The sequence below is a fragment of the Myceligenerans crystallogenes genome (assembly GCF_039529775.1).
In the GTDB taxonomy this organism is placed as follows: Bacteria; Actinomycetota; Actinomycetes; order Actinomycetales; family Cellulomonadaceae; genus Myceligenerans; species Myceligenerans crystallogenes.
In genome coordinates, this window is sequence record NZ_BAAANL010000002.1 from 434949 (window position 1) to 455525 (window position 20577).

Genomic DNA, 20577 nt, shown 5'->3' on the forward strand with positions numbered 1-20577 from the left:
GGCCGTCCCTTCAGAACATCGAGTAGAGCTGGGCGAGCGGGAGCCGGACGGCGGGCGCCGGCTCGACGAGATCGCCGTCGACCCGGATCTCGAACGTGTCGGGGCGGATGTCGATGCGGGGCAGGGCGTCGTTGTTGCGCATGTCCGCCTTGCCGACGTCGCGGGTGGGCGTCACGGCTACCAGGTCGCGACGCAGCCCGACGCGGCCGGCCAGCCCGTCCTCGATCGCGGCCCGGGCGACGAACGCGAGCGAGAGGTCACCGGCGATCGCGTCGCCGAACGCGGGACGCTGCAGCACGGGCTGCGGCGTCGGGATCGACGCGTTCGGGTCGCCGAGCGCCGCCCAGGCGATCACGCCGCCCTTGAGCACCAGATCGGGCCGGACGCCGAAGAACCGCGGGTCCCACAGCACGAGGTCGGCCAGCTTCCCCGGCTCCACCGAGCCCACGTGATCGGCGACGCCGTGGCCGATCGCCGGGTTGATCGTGTACTTGGCGACGTAGCGGCGGGCACGCTCGTTGTCCGCCGGCTCCGACGCGCCCAGCGGCCCGCGGCGGTGCTTCATCACGTGCGCCACCTGCCAGGTACGGGTGATCACCTCGCCGATCCGGCCCATCGCCTGGGCGTCCGAGGACGTGATCGACAGCGCGCCCATGTCGTGCAGCACGTCCTCCGCGGCGATCGTCGTCGCGCGGATCCGCGACTCGGCGAACGCCAGGTCCTCGGGGACGGCCGGGCTCAGGTGGTGGCAGACCATCAGCATGTCGAGGTGCTCGGCCACCGTGTTGACCGTGTGCGGGAGGGTCGGGTTGGTCGAGCCAGGGATCACGTGCGGGAGGCCGGCGATCGTCAGGATGTCCGGCGCGTGCCCGCCGCCCGCGCCCTCGACGTGGAAGGCGTGGATCGACCGGCCGCCGATCGCGTCGACCGTCGAGGACACGAACCCCGCCTCGTTCAGCGAGTCCGAGTGCAGGGCCACCTGCAGCCCCCACTCGCCCGCGGCTCGCAGGGCGGCGTCCAGCGCCGCCGGGGTGGCGCCCCAGTCCTCGTGGATCTTGTACCCGCCCGCCCCGGCGAGGGCCTGCTCCGCCAGTGCTTCCGCACCGACGGTGTTGCCCTTGCCGAGCAGCAGCACGTTCACCGGCACCGGGTCGAGGGCGCGCAGGACGTGGCGCAGATGCCCGGCGCCGGTCACCGTCGTCGCCTTGGACCCCTCGGACGGACCGGTCCCGCCGCCCGCCACGGTGGTGATGCCGGTGGCGAGCGCCTCGTGCAGCGCCGACGGCGACAGCAGGTGGACGTGGGAGTCGAAGCCCCCGGCCGTGAGGATCCGTCCCTCACCGGAGATGACGTCCGTCGAGGGCCCGATGACCAGGTCCGGGTGCACGCCGTCGGCGATGTCCGGGTTGCCCGACCGGCCCAGGGCGACGACCCGCCCGTCCCGCACGCCGACGTCCGCCCGGATCACGCCCCACCAGTCCAGCACGACGGCGTTGGTGATCACCGTGTCGAGCGCGCCCTCGGCCCGGGTACGGGTCGACTGCAGCATCGACTCCCGGATGGACTTGCCCCCGCCGAACACCGCCTCCTCGCCGCCGGCCGTACGGTCCTCGGTGACCTCGATCCACAGGTCGGTGTCGCCCAGGCGCACCTGGTCGCCCGCCGTCGGTCCGTAGAGGGCGGCGTAGCGCTCGCGATCGATCCAGGCCATCAGCGGTCCTCCTGCTCGTGGGCGACCGGACCCAGCTCGCCGTCGTCGTCCTTGCCGCGCCGGATCCCGGGGACGCGCCGCGCGCCCCGGATCGTCACGGCGCCGACCCGGCGCCCGGCACCCGGCTCGAAGCGCTCGGACGTGCCCGCGGGCACGTCGAGCCGGAACCCGCGGGCGGCTTCCCGGTCGAACTCGAGGGCGTCGTTGGCGTCGGGCAGGTGCAGGTGGGAGCCGATCTGGACGGGCCGGTCGCCCGTGTTCAGGATCACGAGGGACAGTCGTTCGTGCGGCGCGCGGTCGGCGTTGATCTCGATGCGGCCGGGGGCGACGCGGACGGCGCCGGGCCCCGCGGTCGTGCGGGCGGACATGTGGCCTCCTACTGGACGGGATGGTGCAGGGTGACGAGCTTGCGGCCGTCGGGGAAGGTGGCCTCGACCTGGACGTCGGTGAGCAGCTCCGCGACGCCGTCCATGACCTGCTCCCGGGTGAGGACCTCACGGCCGGTGTCCATGAGCGTGGCGACGTCGGCGCCGTCACGGGCCCGCTCGATCACCCAGCAGGACAGCAGGGCCACGGACTCCGGGTAGTTGAGCCGCACGCCACGGGCGAGACGGTCGCGCGCGACCATCCCCGCCGTGGCCAGCAGCAGCTTCTCGACGTCACCAGGCGTCAGGCGCACGGGAACTCCTCTCCGCGGAACGCACGGGGCCGGGGCTCACAGGGCCAGCGCCTTCCGGGCGCCGGCGGCCGCGTCCGCGCCGCCGCTCCCGCGGTGGACGACACGACCGGAGGCGAGCACGACGAAACCGGCGGCGTGCTCCACGGCGTAGCCGATGTGCTGCTCGACGAGCAGCACCGACAGGTCGCCCGCGGCGGTGAGCGCCGAGATCGCGTCGTAGATCTCGGTCACGACGTTCGGCTGGATGCCCTCGGCCGGCTCGTCGAGAACGAGCAGACGCGGCCCGGTGACCAGCGCCCGGGCGATCGCGAGCTGCTGGCGCTGCCCGCCCGACAGCAGCCCGGCCTGGCGGCCGAGCAGGTCGCGCAGCGCGGGGAAGAGGTCCAGCGCCTCGTCCGTCCGGCGGCGGCCGTCCCGTCCGTACGCGTCCGCGACCACCCGCAGGTTCTCCCGGGCGCTGAGCCGGCCGAAGGACTGCTGGCCCTGCGGCACGTAGGCGATGCCGCGCCGCACCCGCTGGTGGGTGGCGAGCGACGTGACGTCCGCCCCGTCCAGGCGGACCGCGCCCGCACGCGCCGGCAGGAGGCCGAGCACCGCGCGCAGGAGGGTCGTCTTGCCCGCGCCGTTGTGCCCCAGGACGGCGGTGAGCGCGCCGCGGGGCACGGTCAGGTCGACGCCGTGCACCACGACGGTCCGGCCGTAACCCGTGGTCACGCCACTCAGTTCGAGCATCACGGGAGATCTCCTTCCGTCGTGCCGAGATACACCTCGACGACTGCCGGATCGTTCTGCACCTCGTGCACCGTGCCCTCGGCGAGCACGCGCCCCTGGTGCATCACGGTCACGGAGTCGGCGAAGGAGCGCAGGAACTCCATGTCGTGCTCGACGACGACCACCACCCGCTGCGAGCCGATGCGGCGCAGCAGCTCGCCGGTCTCCTCGCGCTCCGCCTGGGTCATCCCCGCCACGGGCTCGTCCAGCAGGAGCAGGTGGGCGTCCTGGACGAGCAGCATCCCGATCTCCAGCCACTGCTTCTGGCCGTGGGCGAGCACGCCCGCCGGGGTGTCGCGCAGCGCCGTCAGCCCGACCGTCTCCAGCGCCCGCTCGACGACCGGGGGCGTGGCACCCCGGCGCCGCAGCAGGGTCAGCGGCCGGCGGCGTGCGCCCGCCGCGATGTCGAGGTTCTGCAGCACGGTCAGCTCCTCGAAGACGCTGGCGGTCTGGAACGTCCGGCCCACCCCGGCGCGCGCGATCCGGTGCGTGGCGCGCCCGATCAGCTCCGTGCCGCCGAAGGCGGCCGAGCCCGTCGCCCGGACGAGCCCGGTCACCGCGTCGATGAGCGTCGTCTTGCCCGCGCCGTTGGGCCCGATGAGGAACCGCAGATCGCCCTGCGTGACCGTGAGGTCGACGTCACGCACGGCGACGAAGCCGTCGAACTCGACGCGCAGCCCCCGCACCTCGAGGTAGTCGTGCCGGAACCGCGTGGCGTCCGTCCCGAGCAGGGCGTCGGCGGCGGCGATGTCGATGTCGTTCATGCCGGGATCCTTTCCTCGGGACGCCGCCGGAACCTGGCCGCCGCCACCGACGCGAGCCCGCCGGGGAGGAAGGCCACGACCAGGACGAACAGCGCGCCCTGGAGGTAGATCCAGCCCGACGGGAACTGCTCGGAGATCGACGTCTGCGCCCAGCTCACCGCGATCGACCCGAGCACCGGGCCCAGCAGGCTCGTCCGGCCGCCGATCGCCACCCCCACGAGAAATCCGATGGAGGGGACGACGCCGACGTCGGCGGGCGAGACGATCCCCACGATGGGCACGAACAACGCTCCGCCGACCGCGGCCGTCACCGCCGCGACGACATAGGCGACGACCTTCACCAGCGCGGGGTCGTAGCCGAGGAACCGCACGCGATCCTCCCCGTCCCGCACGGCCACGAGCAGTTCGCCGAACCGGGAGACGGTGAGCAGGCGCACCACCGCCACCATGAGGAGCAGCACGCCGGCCGCGATCAGGTAGAGCATCTGCTTGTTGACCGGGTCGGCCAGGTCGTAGCCGAAGAACGCGCGGAACCCGTTGAGGCCGTTCGTCCCGCCGGTGGTCTGCTGCTGGCCGACGAGCAGGATGGCGAAGGCCGCGGCCAGCGCCTGGGACAGGATCGCGAAGTACGCGCCCCGGACCCGCCGCGTGAACACCGCCCAGCCGAGCAGGGCGGCGAGCGCGGCGGGTACGAGCAGGACCAGCAGGACCGCCGCGACCGGCGAGCGCAGCGGCTCCCACCAGCCGGGCACCTGCCCCGTGCCGTACAGCAGCATGAAGTCGGGGACGCCGCCCGGGCCGGCGTCGGCGAGCTTGAGGTGCATCGCCATGAGATAGGCGCCGAGGCCGAAGTACACCCCCTGACCGAGGGTGAGCAGGCCGCCGCGGCCCCAGGCCAGGCCGATCCCGACGGCGACCATCGCGAGGCACAGGAACTTGGCCAGCAGGTCGAGCCGGAAGGGGCTGAGCACCGCCGGGGCGAGCAGCAGCAGGCCGGCGGCCAGGCCGAACGCGGCCAGGGTCCGGGCGCGCCCGGGCCGCACGAGTGCGGTGAGAGCGGTCATGCGAGGCTCCTCGTCCGGACCGAGACCAGCCCTTGAGGTCGTAGCTGCAGGAAGGCCACGATCGCGACGAACACGAGCACCTTGGCGACCGACGCCGTCGTGGAGTACTCGAGGAACGCCTGCATCAGGCCGAGTGCCGTGGCTGCGATCACCGTGCCCTTGATCTGCCCGATACCGCCCGCGACGACGACCAGGAACGCGTCGACGATGTAGTTGGTGCCGAGCGTCGGCCCGATCGAGCCGAGCAGGGTGAGCGCGACTCCCGCGATCCCGGCCAGCCCGGAGCCGAGGAAGAACGTGATCCGGTCGGTGGAGCGCGACGAGATGCCGGACGCCTCGGCCAGATCCCGGTTCTGCACGACGGCGCGGATGCGCCGGCCGAGCGGTGTGGCCCGCATGGCCAGCGCCAGCGCGACGACGCAGGCCGTGGCGAGCGCCAGGATGAACAGGCGCGTCCTCGGCCAGGCGAGGCCCCCGATCTCGACGGCGCCCGACAGCCAGGCGGGCGCGCGGACGTCCACGTTGGGCGCGCCGAAGACGTCCCGCGCGACCTGCTGGAGCACGAGCGCGACCCCCCAGGTGACGAGCAGCGTGTCCAGCGGCCGCCGGTACATGCGGCGGATCAGCGTCGCCTCCAGCAGCAGGCCGAGCAGGCCGCCGACGACGAAGCCGAGCGGGAGGGCGAGCAGCAGGCTCACGCCGGCGTCGCCGACGACCGCCTGGATCAGGAACGCCGTGTAGGCGCCCGCCATCATGAACTCCCCGTGGGCCATGTTGATGACGCCCATCTGCCCGAAGGTCAGGGAGAGGCCCAGTGCGGCGAGGAGGAGGACGGAGCCGAGGCTCAGTCCGGCGAAGAGCTGGGCGACGATGTCCATGTCAGGTCCGTCTCGTGTCGGGCCGGCTCAGGACAGGCCGTCGGCCCAGTCGTAGCCCTCCAGGTAGGGGTCCGGCTCGATGGGCTCGCCCGAGCTCCACTCGGTGTGGATCAGGCCGTCGGCGCCGATCTTCCCGATCAGCGCCGTCTTGGCGACGTGGTGGTTCTCGCCGTTGACCACGACCTCGCCCTCCGGCGCGTCGAAGGTGACGCCGTCGGCCGCGGCCACGACGTCGTCCACCGCGAACGACCCGGCCTTCTCGACCATCGCCCGCCACAGGTGGAGCGAGGTGTAGGCGGCCTCCATCGGGTCGGAGGTGGGCCGGTCCTCGCCGTACCTCGCCTGGAACGCCTCGACGAACGTGGCGTTGGCGGGGAGGTCGACGGTCTGGTAGTAGTTCCAGGCGGTGAGCTGACCCTCGACGTTCTCGACGCCGATACCGCCGATCTCCTCCTCGGCGATCGACACCGACACGACGGGCATCTTCCCGGCGGACATCCCGGCGTTGTTGTACTCCTTGAAGAACGCCACGTTGGAGTCGCCGTTGAGGGTGTTGAACACGGCGTCGGCGCCGGCCGACTTCACCTTGTTCACGATGGTGGAGAAGTCGGTGTGGCCGAGCGGCGCGTACTCCTCGCCGACGATCTCGATGCCGTGGGCCTCGGCGTAGGCGTTGATGATCTTGTTGGCCGTACGCGGGAAGACGTAGTCGGAGCCGACGAGGAACAGCGACTCGGTGCCCTGCTCTGCGAGGTAGTCGAGGGCGGGCACGATCTGCTGGTTGGTGGTGGCGCCGGTGTAGAAGATGTTCGGCGAGGACTCCAGACCCTCGTACTGCACCGGGTAGAACAGCAGGGAGTCCTGGGCCTCGAACACGGGCAGCATCGCCTTGCGCGACGCCGACGTCCAGCCGCCGAAGACGGCCGCGACGCAGTCGCTGGTGATGAGCTTGCCGGCCTTCTCCGCGAACACGGTGGGTTCGGACCGGCCGTCCTCGGACACGATCTCCAGCTGCTTGCCCAGGACGCCGCCGTCCGCGTTGATCTCCTCGGCTGCGAGCTGGAGCGCGTCGTGGACCGTCTGCTCGGAGATCGCCATCGTGCCCGACAGCGAGTTGAGGAAGCCCACCTTCACGCTCTCGCCCGAGGTGTCGACGCAGCTCTCGGCGGCTGCGGACGTGCCATCGCCACCGCCGTCCACCCGCGCCCCGCAGGCGGCGAGGGCGACGATGCAGAAGGCGGCGAGCGAGGCGGTGCTCAGGCGTGTGACGGCGTGGCGTGAGGGGGACCGAAGACGCATGGGGGTGCTCCGTTCGTGGCGTCGGCCCGGGGGGCGGGGCCGTCGATTAGGTTCAGATGAACCTAACTGGACGGACATTTCGGCTTGGTGCGGCCACGGTAACTTTCGTGTTTCGCACCACCCCCGGCACCCGGGCCCGGCCGGCGCCGCCCTCAGTCGCGCGCCAGCAGCTCCAGGGTGTCGATCACGCGGTTCGAGAAGCCCCACTCGTTGTCGTACCAGGCCACCACCTTGACGTGCCGGCCCTCCACGCGGACCAGGGCGGAGTCGAGGATCGCCGACGCCGCACGCCCGGTGATGTCGCTCGAGACCAGCGGCTCGTCCGTGTAGTCCAGGATGCCCGCCAGCCGTCCGCCGGCCGCCTCGCGGTAGGCCGCGAGCACCTCGTCCCGGGTGACCTCGCGCGACACGGTCGTGTTGAGCTCCACGAGGGAGCCCACCGGGACGGGCACGCGGATCGAGTCGCCGGACAGCCTGCCGTCCAGGCCCGGCAGCACCAGCCCGATCGCCTTGGCCGCACCCGTGGTGGTGGGCACGATGTTCACGCCCGCGGCCCGGGCGCGGCGCAGGTCACGATGGGGGCCGTCCTGCAGGTTCTGCTCCTGGGTGTAGGCGTGCACGGTGGTCATGAAGCCGTGCTCGATGCCGGCCAGGTCGTCCAGCACGGACGCCACGGGGGCCAGCGCGTTCGTGGTGCACGAGGCGTTCGAGACGATCACGTGCCGGGCCGGGTCGTACGCGGCGGTGTTCACGCCGTAGGCGAGCGTGACGTCGGCGCCCGCCGAGGGGGCGCTGACGAGCACCCGCCGGGCGCCGGCGGTGAGGTGCGCGCGGGCGGCGTCGGCCGAGGTGAACCGGCCCGTGGACTCCAGCACGAGGTCCACGCCGAGCTCGGCCCACGGCAGCTTCACGGGCTCGCGCTCCCCGAGCACCCGGATGCGCCGGCCGCCGACCACCAGGTCGGTGCCGTCGACCTCGACGGTGCGGCCGAGCGGGCCCAGCGCGCTGTCGTACCGCAGCAGGTGGGCGAGCGCGTCCGGGGCCGTGAGGTCGTTGACCGCGACCACGTCGAGGTCGCTGTCGCGCTCCAGCAGGGCGCGCAGGGTGTTGCGGCCGATCCGGCCGAATCCGTTGACGGCGATGCGAGTCATGGGGACTCCCTTCCTGTCGTTGCCTCCCATGCTCGGCTGCCGGCCGGCCCGGCGACAGTGGCTCGAAAGCCAGGGTCCGCAAGGATCTCGCCGGACTTTCCGCCACGGTTCGCAAGGATCTCGCCACGCCCGCGGCGGGCCGGGCGCCGGGAGCCGTCAGGGCGCGAAGGTGCGCCGGTACTCGGTCGGCGTCGTGCCGAGGATCCGCTGGAAGTGCAGGCGCAGGTTGGTCCCCGTCCCGAGCCCCGCCTCGTGCGCGATCTGCTCGACCCCCAGGTCGCTGCGCTCCAGCAGCTCGCGCGCCAGGTCCACGCGCGCCCGCAGGACCCACTGCATCGGCGTGTAGCCGGTGTCGGCGACGAACCGGCGCGAGAACGTCCGGGCGGAGACCCGCGCGTTCCGGGCGAGCACGTCGAGGGTCAGCCGCTCGGCGAGGTGTTCCAGCGCCCAGGCCCGGGTCTCCGCGAAGAGGTCGCCGAGCGGCTCGGGCACGCTGCGCGGCACGTACTGCGCCTGTCCCCCGCTGCGGTACGGCGCCGCCACCAGCCGCCGGGCGACCTCGTTGGACAGCCCCACCCCGTGGTCCCGCCGCACCAGGTGCAGGCACAGGTCGATGCCCGACGCCGCCCCCGCCGACGTGAGCACGTCGCCCTCGTCGACGAACAGCACGTTGCCGTCCACCTGCACGAGCGGGTGGCGCGCGCGCAGCGCCCCGGTGTAGTGCCAGTGCGTGGTCGCGCGCTTGCCGTCGAGCAGGCCGGTGGCCGCGAGCGCGAACGCCCCCGTGGAGATGGCGGCCAGCCGTGTCCCGCGCGCGTGGGCGCTCCGGAGGGCGTCGACGACGACGGCCGGCGGGTCGGCGTCGGCGGGCGTCCGGTAGCCGGGGACGAAGACGGTGTCGGCGCGCTCGAGGGCCTCGAGCCCCTCGGCCACGTGGTAGGCGAGGCCGTCGCCTCCGGTGACCAGCCCGGGCGCGGCACCGCACACGCGCACCTCGTACGGCATGCCCGGCCGGTGGGAGAACACCTGCGCCGGGATCCCGACGTCGAGCGGCTTGGCTCCCTCCAGCACGAGCACCGCGATCTGATGGTTCCTCCCGGCCGGCCCGCCACGTCCCATGGCCGTCACGGTAGCCGCACGTCACCCTCGGCGCCGGGAGATCGTCCGGCCCAGCCACACCAGCGGGTCGTACCTGCGGTCCGCCACGCGTTCCTTCATCGGGATCAGCGCGTTGTCGGTGATCTTGATCCCCTCCGGGCACACGTCGGTGCAGCACCTGGTGATGTTGCAGCGCCCCAGCCCGTGCTCGTCCTGCACGGCGGCGACCCGGTCGGCGACGTCCAGCGGGTGCATCTCCAGCTCCGCCACCCGCATGAGGAACCGCGGCCCGGCGAACGCCGGCTTGTTCTCCTCGTGGTCGCGCACCACGTGGCAGGTGTCCTGGCACAGGAAGCACTCGATGCACCTGCGGAACTCCTGCGAGCGCCCGACGTCCGCCTGGGTCATCCGGTACTCCCCCGGCGCGAGCCCGTCGGGCGGCGTGAAGGAGGGAATCTCGCGCGCCTTCGCGTAGTTGAACGACACGTCGGTCACCAGGTCGCGGATCACGGGGAAGGTGCGCAGCGGCGTGATCGTCAGCACCTCGCCCGGGGAGAACACCGACATCCGGGTCATGCACAGCAGGCGCGGCCGCCCGTTGATCTCGGCCGAGCAGGAGCCGCACTTGCCCGCCTTGCAGTTCCAGCGCACCGCGAGGTCGGGCGTCTGGGTGGCCTGCAGCCGGTGGAGGAGGTCGAGCACGACCTCGCCGTCGTGCGCCTCGACGTCGTAGCGGGTCAGCTCGCCGCCGTCGCCGTCCCCGCGCCACACCCGCAGGCTCGCCGTGTACGTCATGCGGGGCTCCCGGGGTCGCGGGCGGGATGGGCGGCCAGCTCGGCCGGCGTGTAGTACTTCTCCAGCTCGGAGAGCTCGAACAGCGCCAGCAGGTCGTCGCGCATGGGCGCCCGGTCCGCGGGTCCGACGACGACGCGCGGGACCCCGGCGTCGTCGTCCCCCGGAACGCACCGCGACAGGAGCGCCCGCCGCCGCCATTCGGGATCCAGCCCCGGATGATCGGCGCGGGTGTGCCCGCCGCGGCTCTCGGTCCTGGTCAGGGCCGACGTCGTGACGGCCTCCCCGACCACCAGCATGTTCCGCAGGTCCAGCGCGAGGTGCCAACCGGGGTTGTACTGCCGGTGTCCCTGGACGACGACGTCGCGCACGCGCCGCCGCAGCTCGCCGAGCCGCTCGAGCGCGGCGGTCATCTCGGCCCCGGTGCGGATGATGCCGACGAGGTCGTTCATCAGCTGCTGCAGTTCGGCGTGCAGGGCGTAGGGGTTCTCGCCGGTGCCCGACGACGGCGGGTCGAACGGGACGAGGATCGTGGCGGCCGCGGCGTCGACGTCGGCGGGCCTGACCGCGGGACGGCGCCCGAGCCCGGCGACGTAGTCGGCGGCCCCGAGCCCGGCCCGCCGCCCGAACACCAGCAGGTCCGACAGCGAGTTCCCGCCCAGCCGGTTGGACCCGTGCATCCCGCCCGCGCACTCCCCCGTCGCGAACAGGCCGGGCACGCGCGACTGGCCCGTGTCGGGGTCGACCTGGATGCCGCCCATCACGTAGTGGCACGTGGGGCCGACCTCCATGGGCTCGGCGGTGATGTCGACGTCGGCCAGCTCCTTGAACTGGTGGTACATGGACGGCAGGCGGCGCTTGATCTCGTCCGCGGGCATGCGGCTCGCGATGTCCAGGTAGACGCCGCCGTGCGGGGAGCCGCGGCCCTCCTTCACCTCGGTGTTGATGGCGCGGGCGACCTCGTCGCGGGGCAGCAGGTCCGGGGTGCGGCGGTTGTTCTCCTGGTCGGTGTACCAGCGGTCGGCCTCCTCGGGGTCCTCGGCGTACTGGCCCTTGAACACGTCGGGGACGTAGCCGAACATGAACCGCTCGCCGGCGGCGTTCCGCAGCACGCCGCCGTCGCCGCGCACGCCCTCGGTGACGAGGATGCCCTTGACGCTCGGCGGCCAGACCATGCCCGTGGGATGGAACTGGACGAACTCCATGTCCACGAGATCCGCCCCGGCGCGCAGCGCGAGCGCCTGGCCGTCGCCCGTGTACTCCCACGAGTTGGACGTCACCGTGAACGACTTCCCGATCCCGCCCGTGGCCAGCACCACCGCGGGCGCGTGGAACTCCAGGAGCCGCCCGGACTCGCGCCGGTACCCGAACGCGCCCGCCACGGCGCCGTCGTCGGACGACAGCAGTTCCGTGACCGTGCACTCGGCGAAGACGCGCAGCCCCGACTCGTGGTCTCCCGTGACGGCGTGGTCGGCCTGCTGCAGCGCGACGACGCGCTGCTGCATGGTGCGGATGAGCTCCAGCCCGGTGCGGTCGCCGACGTGCGCGAGGCGCGGGTAGGTGTGGCCGCCGAAGTTGCGCTGGGAGATCCGGCCGTCGGGCGTGCGGTCGAAGAGCGCGCCCCAGGTCTCCAGCTCCCAGACGCGGTCGGGCGCCTCCCGCGCGTGCAGCTCGGCCATGCGCCAGTCGTTGAGGAACTTGCCGCCGCGCATCGTGTCGCGGAAGTGGACCTGCCAGGAGTCGTTCTCGTTGGCGTTGCCCATCGCGGCGGCGCAGCCGCCCTCCGCCATGACGGTGTGCGCCTTGCCGAACAGGGACTTGCAGACGACGGCGGTGCGCAGGCCGCGCTCGCGGGCGGCGATCGCCGCGCGCAGGCCCGCTCCCCCGGCCCCGATGACGAGGACGTCGTACTCGTGCCGTTCGGTCTCGGTCAAGAGGGCTCCTTGGGGTCGGCGGCGCTCAGCCGACGAGGCGCAGGTCGGTGATCGCGCCGGACGCGACGAGCATCACGTACAGGTCCGTCAGCACCAGCGTGCCGAGCGTGGCCCACGCGAACGTGGCGTGCCGGGTGTTGAGCGCGGAGACCCAGGTCCAGGCGCGGTAGCGCAGCGGGTGCGCCGAGAAGTGCTTGAGGCGGCCGCCCACGGCGTGCCGGCAGGAGTGGCAGCTCAGCGTGTAGCACCACAGCAGGAGCACGTTGCCCAGCAGGATCAGGTTGCCCACCCCGACGACGAAGCCGTCGGTGGGGTGACGGAACGCGACGACGGCGTCGTACGTGTTGACCAGGGAGATGACGATCGTCAGGTAGAAGAGGTACCGGTGCGCGTTCTGCAGGATCAGCGGGAACCGGGTCTCGCCGGTCTGCCGGGCGTGCGGCTCGGGGACGGCGCACGCGACGGGCGCCAGCCAGATCGAGCGGTAGTAGGCCTTGCGGTAGTAGTAGCAGGTCAGCCGGAAGACCAGCAGGATCGGCAGGCTGAGGGCCGCGTACGGGAGCAGCGGATGGTCGGGCAGGAACATGCCGAGGTGGGCCGAGCCTGGCTCCGCCGCGCAGCCGAGTGAGACGCACGGCGAGTAGAACGGCGTCAGGTAGCGCTCGTCGGCGAAGAAGTGCTCCTGCTGGAAGGCGCGCACGCCGCCGTAGACGAGAAAGGTCAGCAGGCCCAGGGTGGTCGACGCCGGGAGCAGCCACCACCGGTCCGAGCGCAGGTTCCGGGCCTCGACGCGGGCGCGGCCGGGGGTGTCGACGCCGTGTTCCGCGACGCCGTGCGCCGTCACGAGCGGTCGCCGTGATAGCCGCCGAGCCCCTCGTCGTCGGCGTCGGTCCAGGCCGTCAGGTCCTCCCGGGAGTCCGGGACGTAGATCGTGTCCCGGCCGGCCGCCTCCCGCGCCCGGGGGCGCGCGCCGGCGAGCTCGGCGGCGTCGATGTCGAGCCGCTCCAGGTCGTTGACCAGGCGGCGCACCTCGGGGCCGTCGCCGAACGTGGCGCGCACGGCGGCCACGCTCCCGCGCAGCTGTTCGATGGAGCGGCACAACGTCTCGTACTCGGCGGTCGCCATCGGCACCTCCCTCGCAGGGTGCGCCTCACGCGTGAGGCACGTCACATCCGACTGTGCCGTGAACCCGACGTGAAGGCAACAGCGAGCTGCCGCGCGGTGTCCGCGTCCGGGAGCACCCGGAGCTGCCCGGCGATGTAGACGTCGAGCCGCAGGCGCGCACGCTCCCACAGGGCGCCCAGGTGCTTGTCGTGCGACCCGACGTACTCCTGCATGCCGCCGGGGCGGGGCGTGAACTCGCCGAAGACGACGCCGCGGTCGGTCTCGTACAGGTCGACCCGCAGGAACGGGATCCGCGCGGCGACGGACAGGTCACGGGCCCGCTCGACCATCTCGGGCAGGCACTCCGGGACCGGGATCGTCGGGTCGACCGCGTTCTGCTTCGAGACGGCGCCGAGGTCGTCGCCGTGCTCGTCGACGTAGCGGTAGCGCACCGACCCCGGGTCGCCGTGCGACCCGACCGACCGCAGCAGGATGTGCCCGATCTCGCCGTAGAAGGCGTAGATCTTGATGTCCTCCAGGATCTCGTTGCCCGTGACCCCGACGAGGAACTCCTCGGCGAAGAACGGGCCCCGGGCCTTGCCCTGCTCGCGCTTGCGGGCGAAGTACTCGACGACGCCGGCCTCGTCCAGGACGGTGTCCGTGCTGATCACGCGGAAGGCGCCGCCCTCGCGCGCCAGCGGCAGCACGCCGTGGGACGACGCGCCGCCCGCCGACTTCACCACGAACCGCTCCGGCAGGCCCGCCAGGTCCATTCCCTCCGGCTCGTCCCAGGTGCGGTGGACGGCGGGCATGGCGATGCCCGTCGCCTGCGCGAGCGCCTTGCCCCGCAGCTTGTGGATCAGGGCGTGGCGCGGGTCGTCCGTGTGGTCCGGCCGGACGGTCTCGTCCGCGAAGAGCTCGGACCACCGCGCCGCCGTGCGCCGCTCCGCCATGAGGTACCGCCGGAACGACGGCCGGGCACCCGCGCCCCGCCGCCCGGCCGACCCACTCCGGTTAAACGCTTCAGCAGGCATTCCGGGCATGACGCGAGCAGTAGCCTCGCGTCGTGCCGGGGCCCGAGACCTCGGCCGACGCCCCGACCCGGGAGGCCCGATGAAGCGCCCTGCCCTGCTCCTCGCCACCAGCGCGGCCCTCGCCTGCGCCATGATCCTGACAGGCACGGCCGCCGGTAGTTCCGCCACCCCGGCCCCCGCCGCCGTCACCGACCAGGTCCACACCGTCGGCCGGGTCAAGGAGGCCCCGCTCGGCACGGGCCCCGCCCGCGCCGCGTTCAGCTGGCCCGGCGTGTCCTTCGAGGGCCGCTTCAAGGGCACCGCCGTCGGCATCGACCTCGACGACGGCAGCGCCGACTACGACGTCCAGATCGACGGCCGGACCGTCCGGACCCTGGTCACCCCGGGCGCGGGCGTCCACTGGATCGAGGGCCTCCCCTACGGCAGGCACACCGTCCGGGTCGTCAAGCGCGGCGAGAGCCCGTGGGCGACCAGCTCCTTCGGCGGCCTCGTCCCGGCGGCCGGCGGCCGGATCCTCCCTCGCCCCGCGCCCCGCGCCCGGCAGATCGAGTTCATCGGCGACTCCCACACCGCCGGCTACGGCCTGGAGTCCACCACGCGCGAGTGCACCGGCGACGACGTCAACCGCACCACCAACGCGGACCGCACCTTCGGCGCCCTCACGGCCCGGGCCCTGCGCGCCGACCACCAGCTCAACGCCATCTCCGGCCGCGGCATGGTCCGCAACTACAACGGCGGCGAGCCCGGCACCAGCTACCGCACCTACTACGACCGCGCCCTGCTCGCCGTCGACGGGGACGTCTGGGAGCGTCCCGCGAGCTGGAACCCGCAGCTCGTCGTCGTCGGCCTGGGCGTCAACGACTTCTCCACCCCCCTGCACGACGGCGAGGAGTGGGCCGGGCAGGACGACCTCATCGCTGCGTACACCGAGGCGTACCACGACTTCCTCGACAGGCTCCGCGGCCGTTACCCGGACGCCGACATCGTCGTGACCGCCACCGACGCCGGCCCCATGGTCGCGACGACCCGCCAGATCGTCGCCGACCGCAACGCCGCGGGCGACGCCGACGTCACCCACTGGCACTACGGCGCGGGCCTCGACCTGATGGGCTGCCACTGGCACCCGTCGGCCGCGGACCACGAGCTGATGGCCGACCGGCTCCAGGAGCTCGTCGCGACCCTCGACGTGCCCTGGCCCCGCACCCGCGGACCCGTCCGCTGACCCGCGGACCGGGGCCGATCAGCCCCGGTCGCCCGGCGGGCCCGTGTGGGTGTGGATGCGGGCGCCGTCGTCGTTGAAGATGCTGATGACCTGGGCGGGCTTGCCGCCCGTGGCGCTGATGGAGTGCGGGGTGCGCGTGTCGAACTCGGCGGCCTCGCCGCGGGCGAGGACGAGGTCCTGGTCGCCGAGGATCAGGCGGATCCTGCCGCTCAGGACGTAGAACCACTCGAAGCCGTCGTGGACGCGCGGCTCGGGCGGCTCCGCGCGGGGCGGGAAGGTGATCTTGTAGGTGCTGATCCGGGAGTCCTCGGGGGCGAGGGGGACGATGACCTGACCGTCGCGGCGGATCTCGGGGCGCCGGACGCGCGGGTCGGCGTCCTCGGCGGGCAGCAGGTCGTCCACGCGGATGCCCAGGCGGCGGGTCAGCGGCAGCAGCAGCTCGAGGCTCGCCTGCCGCTTGCCCGACTCCAGCCGGGACAGCGTGCTGGCCGACATCCCGGCGCGCTCGGCCAGCTCGTCCAGGGTCCAGCCCCGCGCCTGGCGCGCGGCGCGCAGCCTGGGGCCCACCTGCTTCAGGTCCTGTGACATCGGTTCCCCTCGTCCCGCAAAGGTGCTTGCCGGTCCCGCAAGACTTGCCAATACTGCAAGTCTGCTTGCACTCACGATACCTTGCGGGCGATGGTGGCCGCATGAACGAGTCCTGGGAAGTGATCGTGATCGGCGGCGGCCCCGCGGGCCTGTCCGCCGCGCTGCTGCTGGGGCGGGCGCGCCGCAGGGTGCTGGTGGTCGACGCCGGCAGCCCGCGCAACCGCTTCGCCGCGCACATGCACGGCGTGCTCGGCAACGAGGGGGCCGAACCCGCCGCGCTGCTGGCGCGCGGACGCGAGGAGGTCGCCCGGTACGGCGTCGAGGTCCGCGACGGCCGGGTGACCGAGGTCCAGGAGCAGGACCGCGCCGTCGTCGTCTCCCTCGACGACGGGACCGAACTGACCGCGCGGGCGCTCGTCGTGGCGACCGGCATCACCGACTCCCTGCCCGGCGTGCCCGGCCTCGCCGGGCGCTGGGGCACGACGGTGCTGCACTGCCCGTACTGCCACGGCTGGGAGGTGCGCGACCGGCGGCTCGGCGTGCTCGTGACGTCCGCGATGGACCTGCACCGGGCGCAGCTGGTGCGGCAGTGGAGCGAGGACGTGGTGGTGTTCGCGGGCGGGGTGTCCGACGGCATGGCGTCCGACGGCGCGGCGTCCGACGCGGGTCTGCTCACGCCCGAGCTCGAGGCGCGCCTGCGCGCCCGCGGCGTCGAGATCGTCACCTCTCCCGTGGTCGAGGTGCTCGGGGACGACGGCGCCGGGCGCGGCGCCGGTGGAGCCGGCGGCGATTCCGCCGCGATGTCCGGCGTGCGCACGGCGGACGGCGTCGTCGTCCCGGTCGACGCGATCTTCGCCGGCGGCGAGTCCGTCCCGCACGACGCGTTCCTCGCGCCGCTGGGGCTGGCTCGCTCGGAGACGCCCATGGGCAACTTCCTCGACGTCGACCAGACCGGCCGCACGAGCTCCGCGCGGATCTGGGCGGCCGGGAACGTCGTCAACCCGGGCCTGACGGTGCCGATGTCGATCGGCGCGGGCGCGCAGACCGGCGGCGCGGTGAACATGGCGCTGGTCACCGAGGACTTCGATCTCGCGGAGGGCGCCGCACCCGCACCTACGGCCGCAGCCACAGCCACAGCCACCACCGAGGGGACCGCACGATGAACCACGCAGCGAACCACACGCACACCGGCACCACCCCCGACGGGATGACCCCCGCGGAGTTCTGGGAGGACCGCTACGCCGGTTCCGACGGTGTCTGGTCGGGCCGCGTCAACCAGGTGCTGTCCGACGTCGCCGGGGACCTGCCGCCCGGCCGTGCCCTCGACCTCGGTTGCGGGGAGGGCGGCGACGCCGTCTGGCTCGCGCGGCAGGGCTGGACCGTGACCGGCGTCGACCTCTCCCCCACCGCCGTCGCGCGTGGCCGGGCGGCGGCCGCCGCGGCGGGCATCCCGCCGGAGCGAGCGGAGTTCGTCGCGCACGACCTCGCCACCTGGACCGCGGAGACAACGTACAACCTGGTCACGGCGTCGTTCCTGCAGTCGTGGCCGGTCGAGATCCCGCGCGCCGACATCCTGCGGCGGGCCACCGGGGCGGTCGCGCCCGGCGGCCGGATGCTCGTCCTCGCGCACGCCGCGGCGCCGTCGTGGGCCCCGCCGGAGATGACGGAGGGCTACCCGTTCCCCAGCCCGGAGCGGGACCTGGCGGCCCTCCAGCTCGGCGCCGGCTGGACCGTCCTGGCGGCAGAAACCCGCGAGCGCCCCGTCACCAGCCCGGAGGGCGACCCGGCGACGCTGCTCGACAGCGTGGTCCTGGTCAAACGTGAGGATGCAATGTAGTCGGCGGCTTGCCGCGGACGGTCGGTCGAAAGTCGAGAAGTCGGCCCCTCGGGGAACCGACCGCACGGACATCGGACCGACCGCTCGGCAGCCGGCCGACCGCAGCCCCGACCCACGCCGTCCACTCTCCGTTCAGCCGGGCGGGTTAGCGTGCCCGCATGCTGGAGGACGTGCGGCAGTACATCGACAAGCTGCAGATCGACGGGCACACCGTCGGCGAGGACCACGACGACGACCCGGTGCTCATCGACCCGGCCGGCCGGGCGGTGGACACCTGGCGGGACAACTACCCGTACGAGGAGCGCATGCCGCGCGCCGAGTACGACGAGACGAAGTACCTGCTGCAGGTGGAGCTGCTGAAGCTGCAGAGCTGGGTCACGGCCACGGGCGGGCGGCACGTGGTCCTGTTCGAGGGGCGTGACGCCGCGGGCAAGGGCGGCACGATCAAGCGGTTCATGGAGCACCTCAACCCGCGCTACGCCCGGACGGTGGCGCTCTCGAAGCCCACCGAGCGCGAGCAGAACCAGTGGTACTTCCAGCGGTACGTGCAGCATCTGCCGACGGCGGGCGAGCTGGTGCTGTTCGACCGGTCCTGGTACAACCGGGCCGGGGTCGAGCGGGTGATGGGTTTCGCGGAGGCCGACCAGTACGAGCAGTTCATGACGCAGGCGCCGCTGTTCGAGAAGATGCTGGTGGAGTCGGGCATCACGGTGACGAAGTTCTGGTTCTCCGTGACCCAGGCCGAGCAGCGCACGCGGTTCATCATCCGCCAGGTGGACCCGGTGCGGCGCTGGAAGCTCTCCCCTATGGACCTGGAGTCCCTCGACAAGTGGGAGCAGTACACGGCCGCCAAGGAGGAGATGTTCCGCCGCACCGACACGGACTGGGCGCCGTGGATCACCATCAAGAGCAACGACAAGAAGCGCGCCCGCGTGAACGCGATGCGCCACTTCCTGTCGCGCTTCGACTACGAGGGCAAGGACGACGCCGTCGTCGGCACCCCGGACCCGGAGATCATCCGGCGGGGCATCGAGGCGGTCGGCGACTAGCCCGCGACCAGGGACGGGTCGAGCAGTCTCACGCCCGCGAGCGCCTCGACCTGGTCCCACACGCTCGCCGCGAGCGCCGGGTCCGGTGACGCGGTGCGCGGCGTCGGCTCGACGCGGACGGGCCGGCCCTTGAAGGCGCCCGCGGGGGCGAAGTAGTCGCCGCCGCGGGCGCCGGGGTCGGTCAGCGCGCGCACCGCCGCCCAGGCGGCGGTGTCCTTGCCCTGGGCGAACGGGGTGAAGGGGTTGCGCTGGTAGGGGGTGCCGGCGTCGCGGACGCCGGGGCGGTGCGGGGTCCGCGCGTCGACGCCGACGCCGGGGCGGGTGACGATCGAGGCGACGGGGACCCCGGCGGCGCGCAGGCGGCGGTCGAGCTCGAAGGCGAGGATCTCGGTGACGGTCTTGACCTTGGTGTAGGCGTGCACGCCGAGGCGCGGCACCCCGGCGACGTCGTCGGCCCGCTGCTTGAAGCGGGTGACGAAGCCCGTGGAGGCGTGCACGACGCGGGCGGTGCCGTGGTCGCGGCCGGTGGCCGCGAGCGCGGGCAGGATCCCGGCGAGGAGCGTGGCGTTGGCCAGGACGTGGCTGGTCAGGAGGGTGGGGAGCCCGTCGGGGGTGGTGCTGTGCCTCAGGTCCATGACGCCGCCGTTGAGGAAGATGCCGTCCACGCGGGCGAGGCCGGCGATACGGACGGCGGCGTCGGCGACGGACGTCAGGGAGGTGAGGTCAACAACGACGGTGTCGACCTGCGCGCCGGGGACCTGGCCGCGGAGGGCGGCGCGCGCGGCCTGGAGCTTGCTCTCCGAGCGTGAGGCGAGGACCACGTGGGCGCCCGCGGCGGCGAGCTGCTCGGCGGCGAAGTAGCCGATGCCGGCGCTGCCGCCGGTGACGACGTGGGTGCGGCCGGTCTGGTCGGGGAGGCGGGCGGGGTTCCAGGTCATGGGGTCTCCAGGGGGCTCGTCACAACCGGATCATCTATCCGGTTGACCGTCGCCAACGTAGCCCACCCCGAAACGGATCGTCAATCCGGTTGGCGCGCTAGACTCTCCCCGTGCCCGCCCAGCGATCCGACGCCGTCCGCAGCCGCGCCCGCATCCTCGACGCCGCCCGCGGCGCCGACGCCGGCTCCCTGCGGTTGAACGACGTCGCGCGGGCGGCGGGCGTCGGCGTCGGGACGGTCTACCGGCACTTCCCCACGGTCCAGACGCTGCTCGAGGCGCTCACCACCGAGGCCCTGGAGCGGCTGCGCGACCTCGCGCGCGAGGCAGCCGCGGACCCCGGCCCGGCGGCGGGCCTCGGCCGGCTGATCCGGGCGGCCCTCGACCTGCAGCTGGAGGTCGGCGGCCTCCAGGCGGTCATGACCAGCCCCGACGTGGGCGAGACGACGGCTGCCCTGCGCACCGAGATCTTCGGCCTGTTCGCCCGGATCCTGGACCGCGCCCAGGCGGCGGGCGCCGCGCGGGCGGACCTCACCCCGGCGCGCGTCCAGCACCTGGTGTGCGGCATCGAGCACGCCGTCCAGCTCGGCACCCCGGAAGACCGGGACGTGTACGTGGACATCGTCCTGGCGGGGCTCCGGCCGGCGCCGGGCTGACCCGCGCCGCA

At 73.2% G+C, this 20577-nt stretch carries 22 protein-coding genes; 5 read left to right on the plus strand and 17 right to left on the minus strand.

Going from position 1 to position 20577, the window contains the following annotated elements; genetic code table 11:
* Positions 1-10: 10 nt before the first annotated feature.
* The 15 genes from ABD208_RS06730 to ABD208_RS06800 form a co-directional block, all read right to left on the minus strand.
* Positions 11-1711, minus strand: coding sequence for an urease subunit alpha (locus tag ABD208_RS06730; RefSeq protein ID WP_344100837.1), 1701 nt, complete (start codon positions 1709-1711; stop codon positions 11-13).
* Positions 1711-2079 carry an urease subunit beta gene (gene ureB / locus ABD208_RS06735; RefSeq protein ID WP_344100839.1) on the minus strand — a complete coding sequence of 123 codons (369 nt, stop codon included), beginning with the start codon at positions 2077-2079 and terminating at the stop codon, positions 1711-1713. Before ureB ends, ABD208_RS06730 begins: the two co-directional genes overlap by 1 nt.
* 8 nt (positions 2080-2087) lie before the next feature.
* Entirely contained in the window at positions 2088-2390 is a 303-nt protein-coding gene (locus ABD208_RS06740; RefSeq protein WP_344100841.1) for an urease subunit gamma, read from the minus strand.
* A 36-nt stretch (positions 2391-2426) separates the two neighbouring features.
* The gene (locus ABD208_RS06745) at positions 2427-3122 is read right to left on the minus strand and encodes an ATP-binding cassette domain-containing protein (RefSeq protein ID WP_344100843.1); all 696 of its coding nucleotides are present in this window, start codon (positions 3120-3122) and stop codon (positions 2427-2429) included.
* Complete coding sequence (gene urtD, locus ABD208_RS06750) at positions 3122-3925, minus strand: urea ABC transporter ATP-binding protein UrtD (RefSeq protein WP_344100845.1); 804 nt, start codon at positions 3923-3925, stop codon at positions 3122-3124. Before urtD ends, ABD208_RS06745 begins: the two co-directional genes overlap by 1 nt.
* Positions 3922-4989 carry an urea ABC transporter permease subunit UrtC gene (urtC, locus tag ABD208_RS06755; protein ID WP_344100846.1) on the minus strand — a complete coding sequence of 356 codons (1068 nt, stop codon included), beginning with the start codon at positions 4987-4989 and terminating at the stop codon, positions 3922-3924. The genes urtD and urtC overlap by 4 nt, the downstream gene beginning before the upstream one ends.
* On the minus strand, positions 4986-5867 hold the full coding sequence (gene urtB / locus ABD208_RS06760) for an urea ABC transporter permease subunit UrtB (protein WP_344100847.1): 882 nt from the start codon (positions 5865-5867) through the stop codon (positions 4986-4988). The genes urtC and urtB overlap by 4 nt, the downstream gene beginning before the upstream one ends.
* Before the next feature lie 27 nt (positions 5868-5894).
* Positions 5895-7166, minus strand: coding sequence for an urea ABC transporter substrate-binding protein (gene urtA, locus ABD208_RS06765; protein WP_344100849.1), 1272 nt, complete (start codon positions 7164-7166; stop codon positions 5895-5897).
* A 152-nt stretch (positions 7167-7318) separates the two neighbouring features.
* A complete protein-coding gene (gene gap, locus ABD208_RS06770; protein WP_344100850.1) occupies positions 7319-8317 on the minus strand; it encodes a type I glyceraldehyde-3-phosphate dehydrogenase in 999 nt (332 codons plus the stop codon).
* 156 nt (positions 8318-8473) lie between these two features.
* Complete coding sequence (locus ABD208_RS06775; RefSeq protein ID WP_344100852.1) at positions 8474-9436, minus strand: GlxA family transcriptional regulator; 963 nt, start codon at positions 9434-9436, stop codon at positions 8474-8476.
* A gap of 21 nt (positions 9437-9457) precedes the next feature.
* A complete protein-coding gene (locus ABD208_RS06780) occupies positions 9458-10210 on the minus strand; it encodes a succinate dehydrogenase/fumarate reductase iron-sulfur subunit (RefSeq protein ID WP_344100854.1) in 753 nt (250 codons plus the stop codon).
* Positions 10207-12141 (minus strand): fumarate reductase/succinate dehydrogenase flavoprotein subunit, encoded by a 1935-nt coding sequence (locus ABD208_RS06785; protein ID WP_344100856.1) that lies wholly within the window; start codon positions 12139-12141, stop codon positions 10207-10209. Before ABD208_RS06785 ends, ABD208_RS06780 begins: the two co-directional genes overlap by 4 nt.
* Positions 12142-12166: 25 nt before the next feature.
* The gene (locus ABD208_RS06790; protein WP_344100858.1) at positions 12167-12985 is read right to left on the minus strand and encodes a hypothetical protein; all 819 of its coding nucleotides are present in this window, start codon (positions 12983-12985) and stop codon (positions 12167-12169) included.
* On the minus strand, positions 12982-13266 hold the full coding sequence (locus ABD208_RS06795) for a hypothetical protein (protein ID WP_344100860.1): 285 nt from the start codon (positions 13264-13266) through the stop codon (positions 12982-12984). Before ABD208_RS06795 ends, ABD208_RS06790 begins: the two co-directional genes overlap by 4 nt.
* Before the next feature lie 41 nt (positions 13267-13307).
* Positions 13308-14279, minus strand: coding sequence for an ATP-grasp fold amidoligase family protein (locus tag ABD208_RS06800; RefSeq protein WP_344100862.1), 972 nt, complete (start codon positions 14277-14279; stop codon positions 13308-13310).
* 79 nt (positions 14280-14358) lie between these two features.
* Here ABD208_RS06800 and ABD208_RS06805 point away from each other — a divergent pair, with 79 nt between their 5' ends.
* Positions 14359-15501, plus strand: a complete 1143-nt coding sequence (locus ABD208_RS06805) for an SGNH/GDSL hydrolase family protein (RefSeq protein WP_344100864.1) — start codon at positions 14359-14361, stop codon at positions 15499-15501.
* 18 nt (positions 15502-15519) lie between these two features.
* Here the strand turns inward: ABD208_RS06805 and ABD208_RS06810 are convergent, their stop codons facing one another.
* On the minus strand, positions 15520-16089 hold the full coding sequence (locus ABD208_RS06810) for a helix-turn-helix domain-containing protein (protein ID WP_344100866.1): 570 nt from the start codon (positions 16087-16089) through the stop codon (positions 15520-15522).
* 101 nt (positions 16090-16190) lie between these two features.
* Between ABD208_RS06810 and ABD208_RS06815 the strand changes: the two genes are divergently transcribed.
* The 3 genes from ABD208_RS06815 (at position 16191) to ppk2 (ending at position 18975) form a co-directional block, all read left to right on the plus strand.
* On the plus strand, positions 16191-17252 hold the full coding sequence (locus tag ABD208_RS06815) for an NAD(P)/FAD-dependent oxidoreductase (protein WP_344100868.1): 1062 nt from the start codon (positions 16191-16193) through the stop codon (positions 17250-17252).
* Positions 17249-17926 (plus strand): class I SAM-dependent methyltransferase, encoded by a 678-nt coding sequence (locus ABD208_RS06820; protein ID WP_344100870.1) that lies wholly within the window; start codon positions 17249-17251, stop codon positions 17924-17926. The genes ABD208_RS06815 and ABD208_RS06820 overlap by 4 nt, the downstream gene beginning before the upstream one ends.
* Before the next feature lie 158 nt (positions 17927-18084).
* Complete coding sequence (gene ppk2, locus ABD208_RS06825; RefSeq protein WP_344100872.1) at positions 18085-18975, plus strand: polyphosphate kinase 2; 891 nt, start codon at positions 18085-18087, stop codon at positions 18973-18975.
* Here the strand turns inward: ppk2 and ABD208_RS06830 are convergent.
* Positions 18972-19913, minus strand: a complete 942-nt coding sequence (locus ABD208_RS06830; protein ID WP_344100874.1) for an SDR family NAD(P)-dependent oxidoreductase — start codon at positions 19911-19913, stop codon at positions 18972-18974. The two genes, ppk2 and ABD208_RS06830, sit on opposite strands and share 4 nt — an antisense overlap.
* 110 nt (positions 19914-20023) lie before the next feature.
* On the opposite strand from ABD208_RS06830, the gene ABD208_RS06835 reads away from it, so the two are divergent.
* Complete coding sequence (locus ABD208_RS06835; RefSeq protein ID WP_344100876.1) at positions 20024-20566, plus strand: TetR/AcrR family transcriptional regulator; 543 nt, start codon at positions 20024-20026, stop codon at positions 20564-20566.
* The last annotated feature ends 11 nt before the right edge of the window (positions 20567-20577 follow it).

What these genes read in the sequence shown, in the direction of transcription:
- ABD208_RS06730 (WP_344100837.1), bottom strand. Translation starts at nt 1,711, where the DNA reads ATGGCCTGGATCGATCGCGAGCGCTACGCCGCCCTCTACGGACCGACG.
- ureB (WP_344100839.1), bottom strand. Translation starts at nt 2,079, where the DNA reads ATGTCCGCCCGCACGACCGCGGGGCCCGGCGCCGTCCGCGTCGCCCCC.
- ABD208_RS06745 (WP_344100843.1), bottom strand. Translation starts at nt 3,122, where the DNA reads ATGCTCGAACTGAGTGGCGTGACCACGGGTTACGGCCGGACCGTCGTG.
- urtD (WP_344100845.1), bottom strand. Translation starts at nt 3,925, where the DNA reads ATGAACGACATCGACATCGCCGCCGCCGACGCCCTGCTCGGGACGGAC.
- urtC (WP_344100846.1), bottom strand. Translation starts at nt 4,989, where the DNA reads ATGACCGCTCTCACCGCACTCGTGCGGCCCGGGCGCGCCCGGACCCTG.
- urtB (WP_344100847.1), bottom strand. Translation starts at nt 5,867, where the DNA reads ATGGACATCGTCGCCCAGCTCTTCGCCGGACTGAGCCTCGGCTCCGTC.
- urtA (WP_344100849.1), bottom strand. Translation starts at nt 7,166, where the DNA reads ATGCGTCTTCGGTCCCCCTCACGCCACGCCGTCACACGCCTGAGCACC.
- gap (WP_344100850.1), bottom strand. Translation starts at nt 8,317, where the DNA reads ATGACTCGCATCGCCGTCAACGGATTCGGCCGGATCGGCCGCAACACC.
- ABD208_RS06775 (WP_344100852.1), bottom strand. Translation starts at nt 9,436, where the DNA reads ATGGGACGTGGCGGGCCGGCCGGGAGGAACCATCAGATCGCGGTGCTC.
- ABD208_RS06780 (WP_344100854.1), bottom strand. Translation starts at nt 10,210, where the DNA reads ATGACGTACACGGCGAGCCTGCGGGTGTGGCGCGGGGACGGCGACGGC.
- ABD208_RS06795 (WP_344100860.1), bottom strand. Translation starts at nt 13,266, where the DNA reads ATGGCGACCGCCGAGTACGAGACGTTGTGCCGCTCCATCGAACAGCTG.
- ABD208_RS06800 (WP_344100862.1), bottom strand. Translation starts at nt 14,279, where the DNA reads ATGCCTGCTGAAGCGTTTAACCGGAGTGGGTCGGCCGGGCGGCGGGGC.
- ABD208_RS06805 (WP_344100864.1), top strand. Translation starts at nt 14,359, where the DNA reads ATGAAGCGCCCTGCCCTGCTCCTCGCCACCAGCGCGGCCCTCGCCTGC.
- ABD208_RS06810 (WP_344100866.1), bottom strand. Translation starts at nt 16,089, where the DNA reads ATGTCACAGGACCTGAAGCAGGTGGGCCCCAGGCTGCGCGCCGCGCGC.
- ABD208_RS06815 (WP_344100868.1), top strand. Translation starts at nt 16,191, where the DNA reads ATGAACGAGTCCTGGGAAGTGATCGTGATCGGCGGCGGCCCCGCGGGC.
- ABD208_RS06820 (WP_344100870.1), top strand. Translation starts at nt 17,249, where the DNA reads ATGAACCACGCAGCGAACCACACGCACACCGGCACCACCCCCGACGGG.
- ppk2 (WP_344100872.1), top strand. Translation starts at nt 18,085, where the DNA reads ATGCTGGAGGACGTGCGGCAGTACATCGACAAGCTGCAGATCGACGGG.
- ABD208_RS06830 (WP_344100874.1), bottom strand. Translation starts at nt 19,913, where the DNA reads ATGACCTGGAACCCCGCCCGCCTCCCCGACCAGACCGGCCGCACCCAC.